Here is a 22,245-nt window from a genome sequence, read left to right as displayed (position 1 = left end):
GTCACCGCAAGTGCAGACAGGCATGGCTTCACCTCCCGGGGTGAGGCCAGGGAGAGGTGTTGCCTTTTGGCGCCCCGCCGCCTGCGTGCACTAGCGGGAACCGGCCATAGAGCCGGCGGCGATGAATCTGCCCCGGCCCGGACCGGGCGGGCACGAAAAGAGGAACAAGCCGGGCGCGGCGCTGGGCAGGATCGCCGGCCTGCCTGCGGTCGAACTCATCCTCGCGTAACAAGCCGCGCGCAGATGCGGCACCGATACCCACAAGCCACTGGTAGAAAGCCATGAATGATTCCTCCCCCTCGCTGCTGGTCAAGCCGATCCACCTCGTGCCGTCGCAAGGCCGCGCCAGCTCGCCGCTGTCGGCACGACTGCGCAAGGAACTGCGCGGCGATGTGCTCTTCGACCGGGCCAGCCGGGGCCGCTACGCTACCGATGCCTCGATCTACCAGATCATGCCGGTCGGCGTGGTGGTGCCGCGCGACCAGGCCGACCTGATGCTGGCGCTGGAGATCGCCCGCGACGAAAAGGCCCCGGTGCTGGCGCGCGGCGCGGGCACCAGCCAGTGCGGCCAGACCGTTGGCGAGGCGCTGGTGATCGACAACAGCAAGTGGCTCAACAACGTCGTGGATTTCGATCCCGCCGCCCGCACCGTCACCGTGGAACCCGGCATCGTGCTGGACCACCTCAATGCCTGGCTCAAGCCGCACGGCTTGTGGTTTCCCGTGGATGTATCGACCGGAGCCCAATGCACCATCGGCGGCATGGCCGGGAACAACTCATGCGGCTCACGCTCCATCGAGTACGGCAACATGGTGCACAACGTGCTGGGCATCGATGCCGTGCTGGCCGACGGCAGCCAATGCCATTTCGGCTCACTCAAAGAGGCTGTCGCGGACAGGCGCGTGGAGGGCATCCTGCAAGGCCTGCGGCGAATCGCCACCCGCGAGCGCGAGGAAATCGCCGAGCGCATGCCGAAGGTGCTGCGCCGCGTGGCGGGCTACAACATCGACCTGTTCGAATGCCAGAATCCGCGCGCCTATACCGACGACGGCTACGCCAATCTCTCGCATATCCTGGTGGGATCCGAAGGCACGCTCGCCTACAGCCGGCAGCTCACGCTGAAGCTGTCGCCGCTGCCGCAGCACAAGGTACTGGGTGTGGTGAACTTTCCCACGTTCTACCAGGCGATGGACATGACGCAGCATATCGTCAAGCTCAAGCCCGTGGCCGTAGAGCTGGTGGACCGCACCATGATCGACCTGTCGATGGAGAACCCGGCGTTCCGCCCGGTGATCGGGCAGGCCCTGTCCGGCGAGCCGCAGGCCATCCTGCTGGTCGAGTTCGCGGGCGAGGAGCACAGCGCGCTGCTGGCGCGGCTCGACGATCTCGCGACGCTGATGAGCGACCTGGGCCTGCCGGGCTCCGTGGTCAAGATGCCCGATGCCAAAGCCCAGAAGGCGCTGTGGGATGTGCGCAAGGCGGGCCTGAACATCATGATGAGCATGAAGGGCGACGGCAAGCCGGTGTCCTTCATCGAGGATTGCGCTGTTCCCCTGGAGCACCTGGCCGAGTACACGCGCCGGCTCACCGCCGTGTTCCACAAGCACGAGACCGAAGGCACGTGGTACGCCCATGCCAGCGTGGGCACGCTGCATGTGCGCCCGATCCTGGACATGCGGCGCGACGGCGCGCTGCGCATGCGCGAAATCGCGGAGGAAGCGGCCGCGCTGGTGCGTGAGTACAAGGGCGCCTATTCCGGCGAACACGGCGACGGGCTGTGCCGGGGTGAGTGGGTGGCCTGGCAATACGGTCCGCGCATCAATGCCGCCTTTGGCGAGATCAAGGCGCTGTTCGACCCGGACAACCGCTTCAACCCGGACAAGATCGTGCGGCCGCCGAAGATGGACGCGCGCGAGAACTTCCGCTTCGCGCCGGGCTACGCCGCGCTGCCGCTCGCGCCGGCACTGGACTGGTCCGCCTGGAACGTGACGCGCAACCCGCTGACCGGCGAGGAAACGGCGCCGGGCACGGGCAGCGACCGCGCGGGCGGGCTCGCCGCGGCAGTGGAGATGTGCAACAACAACGGCCATTGCCGCAAGTTCGACGCGGGCACCATGTGCCCGAGCTATCGTGTGACCAAGGATGAGCAGCACGTTACGCGGGGTCGTGCCAATACGCTGCGGCTGGCGGTCTCCGGCCAGCTGGGCGATGAGGGCCTTGCCAGCGCGGAAGTCAAGGAAGCCCTGGACCTGTGCGTCTCCTGCAAGGGCTGCAAGCGCGACTGCCCGACGGGCGTCGATATGGCGAAGTTCAAGATCGAGGCCCGCCATGCCTGGACCAAGCGCCATGGCATCACCCTGCGCGAGCGCATGGTGGCCTTCATGCCGCGCTATGCGCCGGTCGCCAGCCGGTTCCCCGCGCTGCTCGCGCTGGCCGGCAGCATTCCCGGCATCTCCGGCGCGATAAAGCGCGCGGTGGGATTCGCGCCGCAGCGCTCGTTGCCACGCTTCAAGACATCGTTCCTGTCGAAAGCCCGGACCAGGGGGCAGGCAGCACCGGGCCGCGAAGTCATGCTCTTCGTGGACACGTTCACCAATTACATGGAGCCGGAAAACGCGCGGGCGGCGCAGCAAGTGCTGGAAGCCGCCGGCTACACGGTGCACTTCAACACCCGCGAAGGCGAGCGCCCCCTGTGCTGCGGCCGTACCTTCCTTGCGGCGGGGCTGGTGGACCAGGCCAGGGAGGAAGCGCGGCGCCTGCTGGATGCCGTCAAGCCCTATGTCGACCGGAACATCCCGATCGTGGGGCTGGAGCCTTCGTGCCTGCTGTCCCTGCGCGACGAGTTCCTCAATTACGGCTACGGCGACGAGGCCAGGAAGCTGGCCGCCCAGGCCTTCCTGTTCGAAGAATTCCTGGTGCGGGAGAAGACGGCGGGACGCCTGGCCCTCGATCTCGATGCGCTGCAGACCGGCGAGGCCCTGGTACATGGCCACTGCCACCAGAAGGCCTTCGATGCCTTCACCCCGGTGCAGACCGTGCTCGGCTGGATCCCCGGCCTGAAGGTGTCGCCGGTGGATTCCTCCTGTTGCGGCATGGCGGGCAGCTTCGGCTACGAGGCCGAGCACTATGAGGCATCGAAAGCCATGGCGGAACTCTCGCTGCTGCCGGCGGTGCGCCAGCGCGCGGCCAACGCCCTGGTGGTCGCCGACGGCACCAGTTGCCGCCACCAGATCCTGGACGGCGCGGACACCGAGGCCGTGCACGTGGCGCGCGTGCTGGCGATGGCGCTGAAGCGGAAAGACCAGGGGCAGCTGCATCATGCGTGAGCACACCGGCCCGGCAGCCGCCAGGCGGCCACCCTTGCGGCTTCCCGAGCCGGCCGCGAAGGGCGATGCGCTGGAGGACGTGGGTTCACCGGCGCTGCTGGTGGACCTGGACGCCTTCGAATCGAACCTGCTGCAGATGCGTGACCTGGCGGCTGCCGCGGGCGTGGCCTTGCGCCCGCATGCCAAGGCGCACAAGTCCGTCGCCATCGCCCGGGCCCAGATGGCCCAGGGAGCCGCGGGCATCTGCTGCCAGAAGCTGAGCGAAGCCTATCCGTTCGCGGCGGCCGGCATCGCCAGCATCCATATCAGCAACGAGTTCGCCGGCGCCGACAAGGTGGCCATGGCGATAGAACTGGCCGGGCATGTGGCGCTGAGCATCTGCGCCGATGACGTGCGGCAGGTGAGGGCGGTGGGGGCCGCCGCCACCGCCGCGGGCGCGAAGATCACGGTGTTGCCGGAGGTCGACGTGGGACACGGACGCTGTGGCGTTGCCAGCCGCGATGCCTTGAGCGCGCTGGCTGACGCCATCGCAGCGTTTCCGGCATTGCGGTTCGGCGGCCTCCAGGCGTATCACGGCCCGGCCCAGCATATCGCCGCCTGGGCGCAGCGCCGCCAGGCCGCGCAACGGGCTGCCGAAGCGGCGCATGCCTATGTCCGGCACCTGGATGCGCGCGGCATCGCCTGCCCGGTGGTCACGGGCGGGGGGACCGGCACCGCGGAGTTCGACGTCGGCAGCAGCGTCTACACCGAGATCCAGCCGGGGTCCTATCTGTTCCTGGACGGACATTACGGCGCCAATGAATGGATGGGGCAATTCCGGCCGGCGCACAGCCTGTTCATCGCGGCCACGGTGATGAGCACGGCTCGCCCCGGCGTGGTGGTTTGCGATGTCGGCCTGAAGACGGTGGCGGTCGATTCCGGCCTGCCGCGGCTGTGGTCGCGCGACGGCAACGGGTCGCTGCGCTACGTCGCCGCCAACGACGAGCACGGCGTGCTCGAAGTGCTCAACGGCGACAGCCACGAGTTGCTGGGCGGCAAGCTGCTGCTGATCCCGGGGCACTGCGACCCTACCGCCAACCTGCACCGGCACTACGTCTGCTTCCGGCAGGGGCGGGTAGCCGGCCTGTGGGATATCGATGCGCGAGGCCTGAGCCGCTGATGCATCGGCCGGTGGCGCTTGCGACCGTGGGGGCCCACAAGTTGCTGGTCACCTCGTCCGCGCTCCATACCGTGCCGATGGTCAGCAACCTGCCGTTCAGCTGGCGCGACCTGACGCCGGTGGCGATGCTAGCGGACTTGCGCGCCAAGGCGCGGCGCATGCCTGAGCGCGTCCGGGCGCGGGTAGCGGCGGCGGAGTTGGCGCAACGCCACGGAATCCTAATGCGCCCGGCTTGTAATCCGGCGCGCGGCCAGCGCTGCCAGCACGGGCGCCACGGCAAAGCTGGCGAACAGCCAGGCGGCAGCCGACTGCGCGCCCGCGGTGCCGCCGGGGACGATCAGGCCAGCGGCATTCGCCACCAGCCCCGCGATCGCTGCGCCGATCGCCATGCCGTAGAGCTGGACGGTTGTGATCGCGGCCGAAGCCGTGCCTTCCTCGCCGTGCGGCGCCAGCGTCAGCACGCGCGTCAGCAAATGCGGCCAGCCGATGCCCACGCCAGCGCCCGCGCCGGCCAGCGCCAGGCCACTGAGCAGCGTGCGAGCCGTCGGCGCCAGGCTTGCCCCCGCCGGTACCACTATCGCCAGCGCGATCAGGCTGGCGGCGCACAGTACCGGCCCCGCGCGCAGCAGCCGTGCCGCGCCCGTACCGCCGTGGCCGGAGGAAAGCAGCGCGCCCAGGCTCCAGCCACCCGCCATCGCGGCTGTGAGATAGCCCGCGGCCAGCGGTGTGTGGCCATGCAAGGTCTGCAGGAAATAAGGCACGAAGACTTCGGTGGTGGTGCCGATCAGGAGCAGGGCCACGCTGGCATAGACCGCGCCCAGCGGCGTGCCGGGCTCGGTGCCGCCGCTAGGCAGCAACCGCACCAGCGCGCGCCGGTCCCACACAATGGCGGCGGCGCCGAATGCCAGGCTCGCGGCCACGCCGGCGGCCTGCCAGCCCATCGCCGCCGACAGGCTGCCGGCGGCGACAGCCAGGATCGACGCAGCCAGCAGTGCGATCTGCGCGGCGGGAATGCTCGGCGCGGCGGCGGACGATGCGCGCTCGCCGGCCGGGCGCAATTGCACCGCCACCAGCAAGCCCTGCATGATGGACACCGGCAGCAGCGTCCAGAACGCCCAGCGCCAATGCCCCACCTGGGCGAACAATCCGCCCACGGCCGGCCCGCAGAGCGTGGCGATGCCCCACATGCCCGAGACCAGCGCCACCGCGCGGGGCCATAGCGGCGGCGCGAACACAACCCGGATCAGTGCATAGCTAAGCGCTGCCAGCGTGCCGCCGCCCAGCCCCTGCACGCCACGGCTGGCCAGCATCCAGGGCATGGACGGCGCCAGCGCGCAGCCCGCCGATCCCAGTGCGAACACGGCCAGCGCGGCAATGGAGGCACCGCGCGGTCCCAGGGCGGCCAGAAGCCGGACGGACAGCGCGGCGCCGACGATGGAGGCGACGACGAAAAGCGTGGTGTTCCAGGCGTACCAGTCCAGGCCGCCAATGTCCCGTACCACGGACGGCAGCACGGTGGTGACAATGTGGACGTTGATGGCGTGAAGCGCCACGCCGCCGGTAAGGGCGAGGGCAAGTAACCCGTTCTTGCCAAGGAGCAGTTCGCGCCAGGCGCCGGTGAAGGCTTGTTCAGGGGGCATTGAGAGCGTGCGGCAGGATGGCTGCCACCTTATTATCCAAAATGATGCTTGGATAATAAGGTGGTGCCGTGAATTACACAAGCAATGGCTTGGTATTTCCGGATCCCGGGTCGCTCCCGATGGCGCCGGCTTACTGTCTAGCCCCGCACGTCGCGAGGGTCGTGACCATAGCTGTTGCGCATGCGGATCTGGCCATCCTGGCCGTGAACCAGCAACTCTACCTTCTCGCGCCTGGCGATCACCGTGGCGGCCTCGACGGCTTCCTCCTGATTGAGGAAATGGGCTCGCTCGCCCCTGGCGCCTTCATGGACGACATCCCAGCCGTCGCCGTGAGGCACGACATGTACGTTGCGCTGCGCTTTCGAATCCATGGAGGTCTCCCGGTATCCGTGGCCCGAGGCCACGCTCTGCTCTGTATTGTGACGCGCTGGAACAGTAGCGCCAGGGGGCGCAGTCCCGCAGGTTCACGCGCCTCGCAGGAATCAAGCATAGGTGTTCTGGCCCGACGGTGCCCGGCGGGCTGTCAGGATGCCGCCTGGCGTACCAGGTAATCCACCAACAGCTTCGCCGCCGGCGAGAGGCTCGCCTCGTCGCGGAAGCAAATCGCGAAGCGGCGCTGCGCCCAGCTATCCGTGAGCGGGACCATCTGCACGCCAAAGCTGGCGGAAAGGGGCTCAACTACCTCGCGGGGCACGATGGCAAGACCGAGGTTTGCGCGGACGCAGCGCAGGGACGCATCGAAGGAGGAAACCACCACCCGGTACGCCATCGGCTTGCCGATGATGGCCGCCGCGCGCGCCAGCATGGTGTGTACCGCGGTCTGCCCGGGCAGGCCGATATGGTCGAATTCAAGCGTCTGCTCGAAGGAACACTCCGCCTGGCTCGCGAGCGGATGCGAGGAATGCACGATGGCTGCCAAGGTATCGCTGCGATAGGGCCGGGTCTGGAGTCCTTCGAGATCCGCGGCATCCCAGCAGATGCCCAGCGGCGCGGAGCCTTCCCGCAGTGAGCGGACAAGCTCGCGGCTGATGCTCTCCTCGACGGTGACGCGGATATCCCGATGGTCAGGCACTTGCAGAAAGCTGGCGATATCGTCGGGGAGCGACTCGGCCATGCACGAGACAGTGGACAGCAGGCGGACTTGTCCCTTGATGCCAGTGCCGTAGTCGGTCATATCGCGCTCCACGCGATCAGCCGCGGCCAGCATGGCGCGTGCGTGCTCTAGGAGGATCTCGCCAGCCGCGGTCGGTATCACCCCACGCCGGCGCCGCTCGAACAGCGTGACGCCCACGGTGTCTTCCAGTTGAGCCAGGCGCTTGCTGATGGCCGAAGCCACGATGTGTTGCTGTTCGCCGGCGCGCGCCATGTTGCGCGTCTCGCAAACCGCCACGAACAGGCGCAGGGAGGTGAGGTCCAGGTCACGCATCGGAAGCTTCCGGTGTTGAGTTCAGGATTTCCGATATGGAAATTTAGCGTAGTAATTTTAGCGGGTGTTGCGTTGCTCAGGAATTTCTAAACCGGGGGCGCATGGGATGGTGTGATGCTAGCTAGCCATTCCGATTCGGAATGTTAGTGCTTCTGGATTAGCGCTTCTGCCTTCGATTGGAATGGCATAGAGTGCTCATGCCAGACCGAAACACGAACATCCGAGGGGACCCAGACAGAATGACAACACACGCTGAATTCGCTCCACGCCGGGCCGTGATTCGGGAGGTCGGGCTGCGCGACGGCCTGCAGAGCATCGCCACCATCCTGCCGACCTCCGCCAAGCGCGAGTGGATCCAGGCGGCCTATGCGGCAGGCCAGCGGGAAATAGAGGTCGGCTCCTTCGTCCCGGCGAAGCTGCTGCCGCAACTCGCCGATACCGCGGAACTCGTGGACTTTGCCAGGTCGCTGCCGGGGCTGTTCGTCTCGGTCCTGGTACCAAACCTGCGGGGCGCGGAAAACGCCATCGCCAGCGGCGCCGACCTGATGCTGGTGCCGCTGTCCGCCAGCCATGCCCATAGTCTGGCCAACCTGCGCAAGACGCCCGACGAGGTGGTGGCCGAGGTGGCAAGGATCCGCGCCGCCCGCGACGCGGCCGGCTCCAGGACGCTGATCGAAGGCGGCGTGGGCACGGCCTTCGGCTGCACGCTGCAGGGACATGTGGATCCGGACGAGGTGCTCCGCCTGATGCAGGCCCTGCTGGATGCGGGCGCCGATCGCGTCAGCCTGGCGGACACGGTGGGCTATGCCGATCCCGCAATGGTGCGCAGCCTGTTTGAACGCGCCACGGCAATCGCCGGCGACCGCTTCTGGTGCGGCCATTTCCACGACACGCGCGGGCTTGGCCTGGCCAACGTGTATGCCGCCCTGCAAGCCGGCGTGACCCGCTTTGATGCCTGTCTCGCCGGGATTGGCGGTTGCCCGCACGCGCCCGGCGCCAGCGGCAATGTCGCCACCGAAGACCTGGCCTACCTGCTGGGCAGCATGGGCTTCGATACCGGCATCGATATCGACCGGTTGCTGGCGCTGCGCGAGCGCGTGGCCGGCTGGCTGACCAATGAGACCCTGCACGGCACGCTGTGGCGCGCCGGCCTGCCCAAGACATTTCCCGCATCGGTGGCCGATGCTGCCGCCGCCTGCGCCTGAGAGAGAAAATCATGAGCACTGAACATGCCTCCTTGCCGCTCGCCGGCGTCCGCGTGGTTGAGTTCACCCATATGGTGATGGGCCCGACCTGCGGCATGATCCTCGCGGACCTGGGCGCGGAAGTCATCAAGGTCGAACCCCCCGGCGGCGACAAGACGCGCAACCTGCCCGGCCTTGGCATCGGCTTCTTCCGCTCGTTCAACCGCAACAAGAAGAGCGTCGTCATCGACATCACCACCCCGGAAGGACAGGCCACGGCAGCGGAACTGGTTGGCCAGTGCGATGTGTTGCTGGAGAACTTCCGCCCGGGCCTGATGGAGAAATGCGGGCTGGACTACGCCACGTTGTCCGCCAGATTCCCCGGGCTGATCTACGTGTCGCACAAGGGCTTCCTGCCCGGCCCTTATGAAAACCGCCTGGCGCTCGACGAAGTCGTGCAGATGATGGGAGGCCTGTCCTACATGACCGGGCCCAAGGGCCGCCCGCTGCGCGCGGGTACCTCGGTGAACGACATCATGGGCGGCATGTTCGGCGCCATCGGCGTGATGGCCGCCCTGCGGGAGCGCGACCGTACCGGCAGGGGGCAGGAAGTGCAGAGCGCGCTGTTCGAGAATTGCGTGTTCCTGTCGTCCCAGCATATGCAGCAGTTCTCGATGACAGGCGAGCCGCCGCCGCCGATGCCGTCGCGCGTGTCCGCCTGGAGCGTCTACGACGTGTTCACGCTGGCCGGAGGCGAGCAATTGTTTATCGGCGCCGTCAGCGACAAGCAGTTCAACATCTTGTGCGGCGTGCTGCAACGTCCCGACCTGGCTGCCGATCCGGAGCTCGCGACCAACGCCATGCGCGTCGCGGTACGTCCGGCATTGCTGGAACGGCTGGGTGCGATTCTCAAGGACCATCGCGTGGAAGAACTCTCGCCGAAGCTCGAAGCCGCGGGCATTCCCTACGCGCCCATCATGCGTCCGGAGCAACTGCTGGATGACCCTCACCTGAAGGCAAGCGGTGGCCTCGTGCCGATGCAGACCGAGGATGGCGGCACCACGGACGTCGTGCTGCTGCCGCTGCTGATGGGCGGACGCAGGCCCGGCGTGCGCATGCCGCTGCCGGGCATCGGCGAGCACAACGACGAAATCCTGTCCGGCCTGCGCACGCGCACGCCGGATTGAATCTACCCGCATTGCCGCGTGGCATCGGATGGCCACGCGGATCAGAACGATAAGCATACGGAGACAGACATGGCATTCCCCCTTTCGCGCCGGGCGGTACTCGGCATGGCCGCTTCGGCCATCGCACTCGCGGTCGCCTTGCCGGCCGGCACCGTCATGGCCCAAGGCTCGGGCCGGCCGGTACGCCTGATCCTGCCTATCAGCGCGGGCTCGGGCGTGGATGCTATCGCGCGCGCCGCCGGACCGTCGCTCGGCAAGAGCCTGGGCCAGCCGGTGGTGATCGAGAATCTCCCCGGCGCCGGCGGCATTACCGGCGCAGCGGCGGTGGCCAAGGCGCCGCCCGATGGCACGACGCTGGGCCTGTTCTCCAACAACCATGTCATCAATCCGAGCGTGTACAAGAAGATGCCGTTCGACGCGATCAAGGACTTCACGCCCATCAGCGTGATCGGCTCGACGCCGCTGGTCCTTGTGGTCAACCCCAAGGTTCCCGCGAAGAACGTGCAGGAACTCGTTGCCTTGCTCAAGGCCAAGCCCGATTCGCTCAACTATGCGTCATCGGGCAACGGTACCATCATCCAGCTCGCCGCGGAGATGTTCCTCGATGAAGCGCACGTCAAAGCCCGGCACGTGCCCTACAAAGGCACCGGCCCGATGATGACCGACCTGATCGCGGGCCAGGTGGAGATGGGGGTCGTGGCGCTTAACGCCGTGGCGCCGCACCTGAAGAACGGCACCCTGCGTGCGATCGGCCTGTGCGGCGCCACGCGCTCGCCCGCCGCGCCGGAGATTCCAACCATCGCCGAACAAGGTTTGCCAGACTTCGCGGTCGAGGGCTGGTTTGCCGTGGTGGGTCCGGCAGGGCTTCCGCCGGCCGAGGTCAAGCGCCTCAACACCGTGTTCGTCAAGGCATTCACCAGCCCGGATGTCCTGGAAGCGATGAAGAGGCAGGGCAATACGATCAATCCCGGCACGCCGGAGGCCGCCGCGAAGTTCTTCCAGAGCGAAGCGGCGCGCTATGCGGCACTGGTCAAGAAGGCCAATGTGACCCTGGAGTGAGGTCGGGGTGTGCTGTCGCGGCGGGGCAACCCCTGCCGGCTTTCCCCGCTTCCCGTTGTCTCGCTCCCTGTCGGAAAATGTGCTTGATGCCGGTCACTACGCCGGTCTGCACGACCCCCGGAGCCGTCGTGGCCGCGTTGACCACGCTTCCTTTAAAAGATGCCGTCGCCATCCTCCATGAGGATCACGTGGAGGATCTAGCTTTTGCGCCGCTGCACGGCGGTCAGTATCCCCCGCAGGATCTCGATGGGGGGAGGCGGGCAGCCAGGCACGGCGACGTCGACGGGGATGACGTTGGCGACGCGACCGCAACTCGCATAGCTCTCGCCGAAGATGCCTCCTGTACAGCCGCAGTCACCCACCGCGACCACGAGTTTCGGCTCTGGCGTCGCGTCATAGGTACGCCGCAAAGCGTCTTCCATGTGGCGCGAAACCGGTCCTGTCACCAGCAGCATGTCAGCGTGGCGCGGGCTGGCAACGAATTTGATGCCAAGCCCCTCAATGTTGTAGTAGGGGTTGTTGAGCGCGTGGATTTCCAGCTCGCAGCCGTTGCACGAGCCTGCATCGACCTCCCTGATCGTGAGCGCCTGACCGAGGATGTCGAGGATGTCCCGGTGGATACGTTGCATCGCGGCGCCACCATCGCCATCGACGGCCGGGGGCGGCGGCTCCGTGACGATGCCAGTGCGGACGATTTGTTTGAGGATGCGCCACATCAGAGGTCGTGTCCCGAATAGCTGAGGTTGAATGACTTGTTGATCAGCGGAAAGTCCGGAACGATGTTGCCAATGACCGCGTGCTCAAGCACCGGCCAGTTCTGCCAGGAGGGATCATGGCAGTGGCAACGCAGGATTCTGCCGTCAGCGCCGATTTCGAGCGCCACAAGGATTTCGCCGCGCCAGCCCTCCACCCAGCCTGCTCCGATGGAGATCGCGTCTTGCGCCCGGATGCCGGCATGGATCGCGCCGCCGGGCTGTTCCGAGCAGATGGCGCGAACAAGCCGCAGGGATTCAATGGTCTCGTCAAAGCGCATCGCCACGCGTGCGGCGACATCGCCATCGCGGTGCGTGGCCATCGTGACGTCTAACCGGTCATAGGGCGGCCATGCGTGGTCGCAGCGCAGGTCCGCCGCTTGCGCGCTGGCGCGTCCGGCGAGCCCCGCGAGGCCAAGCTGGGCGGCAAGTTGTGGCGTTACCCGGCCCGTGGCGCGAAACCGGTCCTGCAGTCCGGCATGCTCGTCATAGACGCGCCGCAACGCGCGAACTTCGCGCTCGATGCCGTCGCACTGCTTGCGCAGCCGGTCCATCATGCGCGGCGCCGGATCGATCGCGACACCCCCGGGCACCACCGCATCCATCATGAAGCGATGTCCGAAGGCTTCCCCGGACAGCCGGTGCCAATCCTCGCGCAGCCGCGAGAACTGAGCCAGTCCAAAGGCCAGTCCGGCATCGTTGCCCAACGCACCGAGGTCGCCCAGGTGGTTGGCCACGCGCTCGCGCTCCAGCATCAGGGCGCGCAGCGAGGCCGCCCTTGCCGGTATTTCGCTCCCCGAGGCGGATTCCAGCGCCATACAGTAGGCCCAGGCATAGGCCACGGTCGAGTCGCCTGAGATGCGGCCTGCGAGCCGGTAAGCCTCACTCGGCGCCAGTTCGGTGAAGCGGCGTTCGATGCCCTTGTGCGTGTAGCCGAGGAGGGCTTCAAGGCGCAGCACCTTTTCGCCGACGACGGAGAAGCGGAAGTGGCCGGGTTCGATGATGCCGGCATGCACCGGGCCGACGGCTATCTCATGCACCCCATCGCCATCGACACGTACGAAGGCGTAGTCCGCGGGCAGCCTGCCCGCGGCGGCCAGCGGTTGCGTCCCATGTTGCAGGGGGAATGACCCGGGTGGCCACAGGCCATGGTCGAGCCACGGGCGCTGGTCGTGGCTGCCTTGCACCCGGATGCCCGAGAGGTCCGCCATGGCGCGCTGCATCCGCCCGGCACACGGGAAGATGCCGGCCAGATCCGGAACCCCCTGAGCCGGGCCGCCGAGCCGCAGTTCGAGCCAGACCAGTCCATCCGGTACGGCATACGCGGCGCATGCCGCCAACGTCCCGCCCGCAGCGCTGCGATCGGCGCCCCACACGGAAATCAGTCGTCCGCCCGTGTCCGCGACCGTGCGCGCTGCCGCGCTCCATGCATCGGGACCGGCGAGCCCGTGCCATACCGGCAGCGGTGCCGGGAGGCGATGCAGGTCGAGTCCGAGTTCAGGCAGGGCCATGTGCTCAACCCCCCAGCATGGCGGCCGCCTGGCGGTACCACGCATCCAGGTACGGCGGGATATAGAGACCCAGCATCAAGCCGAGTATGAGGTGCAAGAATACCGGGACCAGCGCCGGCGGGTGCGGCAGGGGTTTCAGGGTGGTCTCGCCGAAGACCATCGGTTGCACGCGGCTGAACACTGACGCAAAGGCCAGGCCGAGCGCGACCAGCAGGAAGGGCGTGGCCCAGGGTTGTTCCCGCATCGCGGTCGTCACGATCAGGAACTCGCTGGCGAACACGCCGAAGGGTGGCATGCCCAGAATGGCCAGTACGCCCAGCATCAGGCCCCAACCGACCGTGGGGCTGACCCGGACCAGCCCGCGGATCTCGTCCATGGCCTGGGTTCCCGCTTGCTGGGCCGCATGGCCGACGGCGAAGAAGATCGCGGACTTGACCAGCGAATGCACCGTCATGTGCAGCAGTCCGGCGAAGCTGGCGATCGGGCCGCCCATGCCGAAAGCGAAGGTCATCATGCCCATATGCTCGATGGAGGAGTAGGCGAACATGCGCTTGACGTCCCGCTGACGGATGAGGAGCAAGACCGCCGCCACTACGGAAACCAGGCCGAAGCCCATCATCAGGCGGCCGGTGAGATGGTTGTTCAGCGCGCCGTCCGTCAACACCTTGCAGCGCAGGATGGCGTAGAGCGCCACATTGAGCAGCAGGCCGGACAGCACGGCGGACACCGGGGTTGGCCCCTCGGCATGCGCGTCCGGCAGCCAGTTGTGCACGGGAACCAGGCCGACCTTGGTGCCATAGCCGATGAACAGGAAGGCAAACGCCAGAGTGATGATATTCGGGTCCAGCCGGCCCTTGACCGCATCGAGGTTGGTCCACAGCAGCGCGCCGCCCTCGGGGCCAATGACCTGCTCGGCCGCCATGTAGAGCAGCACCGTGCCAAAGAGCGCCTGGGCGATACCCACGCCACACAGGATGAAGTACTTCCAGGCCGCCTCGAGGCTGGCCGCGGTCCGGTACACGCTGACCAACAGCACCGTGGTCAGCGTGGCGGCTTCCATCGCCACCCATACGATGCCCATATTGTTGGTGGTCAGCGCCAGCAGCATCGTAAAGGTGAATAGCTGGTACATGCTGTGGTACAGGCGCAGCCGCGGCGGCGTCATCTTGCCGTGGTCGCGCTCCACGCGCATGTAGGGCCGCGAGAAGATGGACGTGGTCAGGCCCACGAACGCGGTCAGCGTAACGAGAAACACGTTCAGGGCGTCTATGTAGAACGCACGGTCCCACGCGAGCGTGGGACCGTCGTCGATAATCCGCCCGGTGAGCAGGCAGGCCGCGATGAAGGTGCCCAGGCTGAACACGACGTTGACGTCGCGGGCATGATCGCGATGACCGACCAGAGCCAGCACCAGCCCGCCGGCGAGCGGGGTTGCAAGCAGGAAGGCTAGCGCGATCAACTCAGTCCTCCTTCAGCTTCTCTAGGTGGCGGATGTCCAGGCTGTCGAACTGCTCGCGGATCTGGAACATGAACACGCCCAGGATCAGCACGCCGATCAGCACGTCCAGCGCGATGCCTAGCTCGACCACCATCGGCATGCCGTAGGTCGCCGAGGTCGCGGCAAAGAACAATCCATTCTCCATGGCCAGGAAGCCGATGACCTGCGGTATCGCCTTCGACCGGGTGATCATCATCAGGAACGAAAGCAGTATGCAGGCCAGCGCGATGCCGAGCGTGCCGCTGGCCAACTTCACCGACAGCCGCGAGATCGGCATGGCCAGGTTGAACGCGAAGATCACCACCAGAATGCCGATCACCATGATGGTCGGGATGTTGATCAGCGTCTCTACGTCCCAGCGGATATCAAGCCGGGTGATGACCCGGTGCAGGAGATAGGGGATCAGCAGCACCTTGAGCGCGAAAGTCACGCCGGCCGACAGGTACAGGTCTGGCTGCCGGGTCACGTAGCCGACCACGGCCGTCGCCAGCGCCAGGGTGGCGCCCTGCAGCGTGAACAGGTGGATCAGCGTCAGGATGCGGCGCTGCGAGATCATCCCGAAGGCCAGGATCAGCAGCACCGCGCCGAGCAGGTTGACGAACTGGGTCAGCAGGGTGCTCATGTCAGCGGGCAAGCAGCAAATGCACCAGCATGCCGATCACCGCCAGCAAGAAGGCGGTAGCCAGGAATTCCGGGACGCGGAAGATGCGCATCTTGGCGCTCACCGTCTCCAGCGCGGCAAGCAGGATGCCGCCCACCATGAGTTTGGCCAGCAGCGCCGGCAGCGCCAGCAGCATGGACGATGGCGCCTGGGCCTCGGCGATGCCCCAGGGGAAGAACAGCGCGAGTCCGATACACGAGTAGGCGAACAGCTTCAGGCTCGCGGCCCACTCGATGAGTGCGAGGTGGCGGCCCGAGTATTCCAGGATGAGCGCCTCATGGATCATCGTCAGCTCCAGATGCGTGGCGGGGTTGTCGACCGGCACGCGTGCGTTCTCCGCCAGCGACACCATGGTGAACGCAACGCCGGAAAAGGCCAGCCCGGGGTAGATCGCCAGTTGGCGATGGGCGAGTGTCTCGACGATGGTAGTGAGCGATGTCGATTTGGAAACCAGCGAGGCCGAGAACAGCACCATCAGCAATGCCGGCTCGGCAAGAAACCCGATCAGCATCTCGCGCCGCGCCCCCAGGGTGCCGAAGGCGGTGCCGATGTCCATCGCCGCCAGCGAAATGAAAACCCGTGCCAGCGCAAACAGGCCGACCAGCGCGATCGCATCGGCCGCGGGCGCCAGCGGGAGGTCCGTCGAGAGGGTTGGGATGATCGCGCATGCCAGCGCCATGCAGCCGAACACCACATAGGGCGTGACGCGGAACAGCGGCGATGCGTTGTCTGCCACCACCGATTCCTTGTTGAACAGTTTGTGCAGCGTGCGATATGGCTGCCAGAGGCTAGGCGCGGATTTGTTCTGCAACCAGGCACGGCATTGATTGACCCAGCCCGTCAGAAGCGGCGCCAGGGCGATCGATATCACGATCTCGATCGACTGTGACAGCAAGCCGGTGACTGTCATGGAGACCTCATCGCATCACCGCCAGCAGCGTGGCAATCAGAGTCAGGAAGCTATACAGCAGATACACGGAGATGCGCCCCTGCTGCATCAAGCCGGCCAGCCGCGCCAGATACGAGGCCAGATCGACAGCGGGCAGGTATAGCCAGCGCCAGAAGCGGTCCTCAATGGTCACGCGGTAGCGCGGCCGTTCGTCGAAGGGCGTCGGCAGCTCGCGCTCCATCAGGAAAAAGGGTTCGAAGATCTGCCGGATAGGCTGGCCGAATCCCTCGGCGGTGTCCTGCATGCGCGCGGTGCCCCAGGGAAACCCGCAGGCCCACGGCGGGCCGCGGCGCAACCGGCCGTGGTACAGCCAGCGCACGAGCACATAGGCCAGGGCAAAGCTGGCCAGGATGCCGAGCAGGAAGATGACCGGCCCATAGCTGGCCTGGTCCCGGTTGGTCGGCGCCAGCAGCCATCCGCTTGCCGCTACCTGGGCACCCAGGCCGGCGGTGACCAGTTGTCGCGTCACCGGGTCGATCAGCTGAATGAACTGCGTCGGCAACAGGCCAAGCGCCACGCAGCCAAGGGCCAGCCACGCCATGCCCGCGCATTCCCAGGGGCCGGCGTCATGCGGGTGGGTGAGCTTGTGCTCGCGCGGCTGGCCGAGAAAGATCACGCCGAAGAACTTGACCATCGTATAACCGGCCAGCGCCGCCACCAGCGCGATCAGCGCGGCGACCACCGGAATCAGCATGGTCAGCAGTGGCATCGGCAAGCCGGGCGTGAACAGGAAGCTCTGCAGCAGCAGCCACTCCGACACGAAACCGCCGAGCGGAGGCAGGCCTGCGCTGGCCAGCACCCCCAGCAATGTGAGCCAGCCCACCCGGGGCATGTACCGTATCAATCCGCCCAGTTTGCCCAGGCTTCGCTCGGCGGTCGCATGCAGCACGCTGCCCGTGCCGAGAAAAAGCAGGCTCTTGAAGAAGGCATGGCTTGCGACGTGATAGAGCGTCGCGGTCAGGGCTAGTGCCGCCATCGGCCTCATGTCATAAGCCGAAAAGATCAGGGTCAGGCCCATGGCGACAAACAGCAGGCCCATGTTCTCGATCGACGAGTAGGCCAGCAAGCGCTTCATGTCGGTCTGCACCGCGGCGAAGACCACGCCGAACAGGGCGGTGGCCAGGCCGATGGCCAGAAGCAGCGCACCCCACCACCACAGGCGCATGGACAGCAGATTGAAGGACACGCGCAACAGCCCGTAGATGGCTGTATTGAGCATGACGCCGCTCATCATCGCGGAGACCGGCGAGGGCGCTGCCGGATGTGCCTCCGGCAGCCAGACATGCAAGGGCAGTATGCCGGCCTTGGCGCCGAAGCCGAACACGGCAAGCAGGAAGGCAATCGATGCCCAGAAGGGCGTCAGAGCCTGGCCGCGCATGTTGGCGAAGGTGTAGTCACCGGTGTTGGCCTGCAGCACACCGAAGCAGAGCAGAATTGCGATCGCGCCGATCCGCGCCATCGTGATGTAGATGTAGCCGGCGCTGCGCACCTCCGGAATGCGGTGATTCGCGGTCACCAGGAAGAATGACGACAGCGCCATGGTCTCCCACATCACCATGAACGAATAGGCATCGTCAGCCAGAATGACACCGGCCATGCAGGCCAGGAACAGGTGATATTCCAGGCAAAGCAAGCCTGGCGGCGTGCCCTCGCCCTTGCGGAAATACCCGGCCGCGAACATGGAGATGCCCGCGGTCGCGCCGCCGATGACCATCAAGAAGTAAGCGGAGAGGCTGTCGAGCCGGACGTGGAAGGGCAGCGACGGCAGCCCGATGGCCAGTACTGCGACCTCCGGCGTGCCGTGTACCGAGGCGAGCGCGAAGCCGGAAAGCGCCAGTCCAAGCAATCCACCGAGAGGGAAGAGAACGCGAGACACCAGGGTCAGCCGCTGCAGCGCGAGAACGCCCGCGGCCCCGACCAGCAACCAGGCCCCCACGACAATAAGCACCCAGTCGATATGGAGCCATTGTGCGGCCGGGGGCAGGCTGCTCATGGCCTAGCCCTTGCGGCGTGCGGTGCGCCGTTTGGCGGGCGGGGCTTCAGACTGCGCCTGCGCTTGTGGCACTGTCTCATCGCCGGCAGGCTCGACATTGTCCGAGTTCAATCCGCTGGGCACGTACTGGACCCCATGTTGAGCGAGGTACTCGCGGATGAGCTGGCGCACCACCTGCGATGCCGTCAGATCCTGTTGCGCGCAAAGGCGCTCGAAAGCGGCCTTCTTGTTTGGATCGATGAGCAGCGTCAGCCGAGCAGTCTTGATCTCCATGGAGCCTCAACGTGCTAGTACGATGGTCAGATGCATCACATCATGCATGAATGTCTGCTGCCAGGCGGTGCTCGGCACTGCCACCGAGCACTGCCGGTGAATCGGCAGCGGCGGTCGCCATTTGCTTGTTACAACCTAGCATACGGGATGAAGATTTCATATGCCAGGAACCATAATTCAATGCGCCATACGTGTAATCACTATGTTAATGTGATTAACATAAGCCACGCAGGCATCAAAGCGCGTGAGGCATTTGCGCGAACGGGCTGGCGAAGCAACCATGGAGCAGCTTGTGGAGCAGGTGGAGGATTGGGATGCTTGACAGGGGGCGTGGACATGCGGTGCTGCGTCCTTGCGCCACCAATGCCTCTTCCCGAACCCGGCTAGCTGGCGCCGGCATCGCCCATGGTGACGGATCGCAGGCTCGTCCTGAGTCCAATACGGCGCAATAGTGTCTGAATGGCGGCCGTGGCGACGTCATCCGTCTCTTGTATGTCCTCAAGCACCGCTTGAAGTACCGCCTGAATCCGCAAGGCCAGCGCTTCGGCAAGCCTTGCCGCGGTGGCGCGTAACGGACAAGAGCCACCGCGCGCGTAGAGCGTGACATCTCTAAGCAGGGCATCACCCCGGTAGATGGCCACCAGCACCTTCGGCTGGAAACTGCCGTCGACGAGCGCCTTTGCGCGCGGAGTGACGCGATAACTAACCGCCGGCTTGTGCATGGATCTCTCCCGATTGTTGCAAGGGCCTGACGGCGGCCGCGGCATTCCGTGACGGCAGGAAGCATTGCCTTCCGGTCGGCACCTCGCAGGGAGGGCAGGCATCTCGGTGCCCTTGCGCGGACCTTTGCCGGATGCGACCTCGAAGTGGAACTGCGGATTGATGCTGGTAGTCCGCGACGCGGACATTGGTCACTCGCGGTCCTTCCTGGCCGGAAGCGTGGTACCGACTTGGGGCCGCGTGGCGTAAGCCACGCCATGCTGCTCAAGATAGTCGCGGATCAACTGGCGCACCACCTGTGACGGCGTCTGATCCTGCGCCGCGCACAGCGATTCAAAGGCCTTCTTCTTCACGGGGTCGATCAACACGGTGAAACGGGCGGTCTTGGATTCCATGCGCTCTCGAATAGTGTTGTATGATAATAGCGTTATCATTATATACAACTTGACGATGTTCCGGCATGCCAGCCGGTCTTGTCCGGCCTATGGCGGCAAGCCAGAGGACGTGATGTTTGCAAGTTGCTTAGGGGCCGCTTCTTATCCGAGGGCGATGTGGTAAACGCGACAATTGAAATGACGAACCGCATGGGCTTGCAAGGCAGGGGCTCAGCGCGGTTAACCTTTACCGCCGCTCAGTTCGAATCCGAGATCCTGCTTGTCAGTAATGACTGCACAGCGAATGCCAAGAATGTGATGGAGGTGATGCGGCTCTCGGCACGGGCGGGGACCGAGGTGCATATTCGGGCCACCGGACCGGATGAAGTTGCTGCCGTGAAAGTCATTGCCGCCCTGCTGACTGAGTGACGAATTGAATACCACGCCCGATCGAGCCCCCCAGATGGACCCCACGCGCACGTCCTTTGAAGCCTACTTGAAGTTTCTGTCCGAAGCGCCCAACGACGGCACGCCGACGGTGTTGGAAACCTCGCTTGCGCTTTCACTGCATTTCGACGCGCTGGCAACGCAAAGCGTCATGTCGCGGCGTGATCCCGACAAGCTTGTTCTTGGCTACACACGGACGATGATGGCGTTTTTACTGTTGCAGCCGGCGCCCGCCAGGATTTCGATGATCGGCCTCGGCGGGGGATCATTGCTCAAGTACTGCTATCGGCATCTGCCGGATGCCAAGGTTGTCGCCATCGAAATCGATCCGGCGGTGATTGCCCTGCGCGATACGTTTCACATTCCGCCCGACGACGAGCGGCTCGAGGTGGTTTGCGCGGATGGCGCCGAATATGTCAAGAGTCAGGGCGCGCGGCCGGAGGTCATCCTGGTGGATGGCTTTCTCGCCCATGGCATGCCAACACAATTGGGCAGCGCGGACTTCTACGCGGCGTGCCACGCTAGGCTCGCCGACGATGGAGTATTGGTCGCCAACTTCATCGACAGCGATGCCGATATTCCGTTCTATATGGAAGAAATTCGTTCGGTGTTCGGCGACTCCTTTTCCATTTCTCCCTCTGAGGACAGTTGCAACTACGCGCTGTTCGCCTGGAAGGGCGCGCAGGCACTTCCCTCGCTGGACGAATTGCTGATGCGTGCGCGCGCTCTGGAAACCACGCATCCGCTGAATCTGCGCTCGGCCGCGCGTCGCTTGAAACAGGGCAAACGGCTGGCGGCGGATCACAACTTCTGGCAAAAGCTCGCGGGCTGACGCGTTCGCCGGCCGATGCCGAATAGACGCGGTCTGAACTGAAGGTAACGCTCACCGATGTGACCATGCCGATTCCATACTTGCGCAGATTGACCGGGAGGGAACGCAGTCCGGAGGCCGACCGGCAACTGGCACGCTATCTTGCGTTTGTGGCAGGCGCCACCAACGCAGGCGGATTCCTGGCGGTGCAGCAATACACCTCCCATATGTCGGGCATAGTGTCCGCCATGGCCGACAATCTGGCGCTCGGCAGCATCGGGCTCATCCTGGACGGCCTGGGTGCCTTGTTATCGTTTCTGGCGGGTGCGGCCTGCTCTGCGATTTTGATCAACTGGGGGCGGCGCGAGCGCCTGCACAGCGAATTCGCGCTGCCGTTGATGCTTGAATCCGTGTTGCTGGTGTGTTTCGGTCTGCTGGGCAGCAATCTCGAGCGTCACGAATGGCTGTTCGTGCCGGCGACGGTCATGGTGCTTTGCTTCATCATGGGGTTGCAGAATGCCATGATCACAAAGCTCTCGAAGGCCGAGATCCGCACCACGCACATAACGGGTATGGTCACCGACATCGGCATTGAACTGGGTAAGCTGTTCTACTGGAACCTGGCCAGGGCCAATTCCGCCAAGCCAACTGTGCTGGCCGACCGGAGAAAGCTGCGGGTGCTCGTTACGCTGGTCGCGCTGTTCTTTGCCGGCGGTGTAGTCGGGGCGGTAGGGTTCAGGCATGTTGGGTTCAGTGTCACCCTGCCATTGGCCACATTGCTGCTCGCACTTGGTGCCGTACCTGTCATGGATGACGTGCGAAGCCACATGTTGCGCTCGGACTTCCTTCCGCGGCTGGCCGCCCGCGCGCGCGCATGGGCACGGGAGGTGAAGCGCGACGTCCACGCGGTGTGGCTCGCTGCGCGCGATCCCCGCACGCCCTGGTATGCGAAAGCGCTGGCCATGCTGGTCGCCGCCTATGCGTTGTCTCCGATCGACCTGATTCCGGACTTCATCCCGATTCTTGGCTATCTGGACGATGTGGTGCTGGTGCCCCTCGGCGTGTTGCTGGTGGTCCGGATGATCCCGCTTGAAGTGATGGAAGAGCATCGGGCCGCCGCCGCGCTCGCTGCGGAGCGTCCCGGCAGCCGCATTGCGGTCGCCGTGATTGTTGCGCTCTGGCTTTCCGCGGCTGCGGTGGCAGTGGCCTGGCTGGCGCGGCTGCGCATTTGATGCGTGCGCCGCCGGCCACCAGGTCAATCGCAGGCAGGTGGGC

Annotated in this window: 19 protein-coding genes and 1 pseudogene; 8 read left to right on the top strand and 12 right to left on the bottom strand. The window is 65.6% G+C overall.

Features of this window, described 5'->3' with window-relative positions; all coding sequences use genetic code 11:
- Nucleotides 1-281: 281 nt before the first annotated feature.
- Complete coding sequence (locus tag AC1DS6_RS21365) at nt 282-3,326, top strand: FAD-binding and (Fe-S)-binding domain-containing protein (RefSeq protein WP_477103028.1); 3,045 nt, start codon at nt 282-284, stop codon at nt 3,324-3,326.
- Entirely contained in the window at nt 3,319-4,485 is a 1,167-nt protein-coding gene (locus tag AC1DS6_RS21360) for a DSD1 family PLP-dependent enzyme (protein ID WP_477103027.1), read from the top strand. The genes AC1DS6_RS21365 and AC1DS6_RS21360 overlap by 8 nt, the downstream gene beginning before the upstream one ends.
- Before the next feature lie 218 nt (nt 4,486-4,703).
- On the opposite strand, the gene AC1DS6_RS21355 is transcribed toward AC1DS6_RS21360, so the two are convergent.
- The 3 genes from AC1DS6_RS21355 to AC1DS6_RS21345 all read right to left on the bottom strand — a co-directional run bounded on the left by AC1DS6_RS21355 (nt 4,704) and on the right by AC1DS6_RS21345 (nt 7,551).
- Nucleotides 4,704-6,125 carry an MFS transporter gene (locus tag AC1DS6_RS21355; protein WP_477103026.1) on the bottom strand — a complete coding sequence of 474 codons (1,422 nt, stop codon included), beginning with the start codon at nt 6,123-6,125 and terminating at the stop codon, nt 4,704-4,706.
- 137 nt (nt 6,126-6,262) lie between these two features.
- A complete protein-coding gene (locus tag AC1DS6_RS21350) occupies nt 6,263-6,496 on the bottom strand; it encodes a DUF2188 domain-containing protein (RefSeq protein ID WP_441629025.1) in 234 nt (77 codons plus the stop codon).
- Between the two features lie 152 nt (nt 6,497-6,648).
- Complete coding sequence (locus AC1DS6_RS21345; protein WP_441629023.1) at nt 6,649-7,551, bottom strand: LysR family transcriptional regulator; 903 nt, start codon at nt 7,549-7,551, stop codon at nt 6,649-6,651.
- Nucleotides 7,552-7,790: 239 nt separating this feature from the next.
- Here AC1DS6_RS21345 and AC1DS6_RS21340 point away from each other — a divergent pair, with 239 nt between their 5' ends.
- From AC1DS6_RS21340 to AC1DS6_RS21330, 3 genes are all read left to right on the top strand, one after another.
- On the top strand, nt 7,791-8,756 hold the full coding sequence (locus AC1DS6_RS21340; protein WP_441629021.1) for a hydroxymethylglutaryl-CoA lyase: 966 nt from the start codon (nt 7,791-7,793) through the stop codon (nt 8,754-8,756).
- A gap of 11 nt (nt 8,757-8,767) precedes the next feature.
- Nucleotides 8,768-9,922: a CaiB/BaiF CoA transferase family protein gene (locus tag AC1DS6_RS21335; protein WP_441629019.1), complete on the top strand. Its 1,155-nt coding sequence runs from the start codon at nt 8,768-8,770 to the stop codon at nt 9,920-9,922.
- A 69-nt stretch (nt 9,923-9,991) separates the two neighbouring features.
- Nucleotides 9,992-10,981 carry a tripartite tricarboxylate transporter substrate binding protein gene (locus AC1DS6_RS21330; protein WP_441629017.1) on the top strand — a complete coding sequence of 330 codons (990 nt, stop codon included), beginning with the start codon at nt 9,992-9,994 and terminating at the stop codon, nt 10,979-10,981.
- Between the two features lie 197 nt (nt 10,982-11,178).
- On the opposite strand, the gene AC1DS6_RS21325 is transcribed toward AC1DS6_RS21330, so the two are convergent.
- From AC1DS6_RS21325 to AC1DS6_RS21285, 9 genes and pseudogenes are all read right to left on the bottom strand, one after another.
- Nucleotides 11,179-11,697, bottom strand: coding sequence for an NADH-quinone oxidoreductase subunit B family protein (locus AC1DS6_RS21325; protein WP_477103025.1), 519 nt, complete (start codon nt 11,695-11,697; stop codon nt 11,179-11,181).
- On the bottom strand, nt 11,697-13,244 hold the full coding sequence (locus AC1DS6_RS21320; protein WP_477103024.1) for a hydrogenase large subunit: 1,548 nt from the start codon (nt 13,242-13,244) through the stop codon (nt 11,697-11,699). The genes AC1DS6_RS21325 and AC1DS6_RS21320 overlap by 1 nt, the downstream gene beginning before the upstream one ends.
- Before the next feature lie 4 nt (nt 13,245-13,248).
- Nucleotides 13,249-14,703 (bottom strand): hydrogenase 4 subunit F, encoded by a 1,455-nt coding sequence (locus AC1DS6_RS21315; RefSeq protein WP_441629011.1) that lies wholly within the window; start codon nt 14,701-14,703, stop codon nt 13,249-13,251.
- A 1-nt stretch (nt 14,704) separates the two neighbouring features.
- The gene (locus AC1DS6_RS21310; RefSeq protein ID WP_477103023.1) at nt 14,705-15,364 is read right to left on the bottom strand and encodes a formate hydrogenlyase; all 660 of its coding nucleotides are present in this window, start codon (nt 15,362-15,364) and stop codon (nt 14,705-14,707) included.
- Between the two features lies 1 nt (nt 15,365).
- Nucleotides 15,366-16,313: a respiratory chain complex I subunit 1 family protein gene (locus tag AC1DS6_RS21305; protein WP_477103022.1), complete on the bottom strand. Its 948-nt coding sequence runs from the start codon at nt 16,311-16,313 to the stop codon at nt 15,366-15,368.
- Nucleotides 16,314-16,320: 7 nt separating this feature from the next.
- Complete coding sequence (hyfB, locus tag AC1DS6_RS21300) at nt 16,321-18,345, bottom strand: hydrogenase 4 subunit B (protein ID WP_477103021.1); 2,025 nt, start codon at nt 18,343-18,345, stop codon at nt 16,321-16,323.
- 123 nt (nt 18,346-18,468) lie between these two features.
- Nucleotides 18,469-18,618 (bottom strand): annotated as a pseudogene (locus AC1DS6_RS21295) (ribbon-helix-helix protein, CopG family); the annotation flags it as partial.
- A gap of 383 nt (nt 18,619-19,001) precedes the next feature.
- The gene (locus tag AC1DS6_RS21290; protein ID WP_441629003.1) at nt 19,002-19,340 is read right to left on the bottom strand and encodes a hypothetical protein; all 339 of its coding nucleotides are present in this window, start codon (nt 19,338-19,340) and stop codon (nt 19,002-19,004) included.
- A gap of 189 nt (nt 19,341-19,529) precedes the next feature.
- Entirely contained in the window at nt 19,530-19,733 is a 204-nt protein-coding gene (locus tag AC1DS6_RS21285; protein ID WP_035864406.1) for a CopG family transcriptional regulator, read from the bottom strand.
- Nucleotides 19,734-19,889: 156 nt separating this feature from the next.
- On the opposite strand from AC1DS6_RS21285, the gene AC1DS6_RS21280 reads away from it, so the two are divergent.
- The 3 genes from AC1DS6_RS21280 (at nt 19,890) to AC1DS6_RS21270 (ending at nt 22,202) form a co-directional block, all read left to right on the top strand.
- A complete protein-coding gene (locus AC1DS6_RS21280) occupies nt 19,890-20,141 on the top strand; it encodes an HPr family phosphocarrier protein (RefSeq protein ID WP_441629001.1) in 252 nt (83 codons plus the stop codon).
- 34 nt (nt 20,142-20,175) lie between these two features.
- Nucleotides 20,176-20,991: a fused MFS/spermidine synthase gene (locus AC1DS6_RS21275; RefSeq protein ID WP_477103020.1), complete on the top strand. Its 816-nt coding sequence runs from the start codon at nt 20,176-20,178 to the stop codon at nt 20,989-20,991.
- A gap of 65 nt (nt 20,992-21,056) precedes the next feature.
- Nucleotides 21,057-22,202 carry a DUF1275 domain-containing transporter gene (locus AC1DS6_RS21270; RefSeq protein WP_441628997.1) on the top strand — a complete coding sequence of 382 codons (1,146 nt, stop codon included), beginning with the start codon at nt 21,057-21,059 and terminating at the stop codon, nt 22,200-22,202.
- Nucleotides 22,203-22,245: the final 43 nt, after the last annotated feature.

Source organism: Cupriavidus sp. 05L310 (assembly GCF_056398185.1).
Note: the sequence above shows the minus strand (reverse complement) of the source record. Positions and strands in the feature narration are given on the sequence as shown.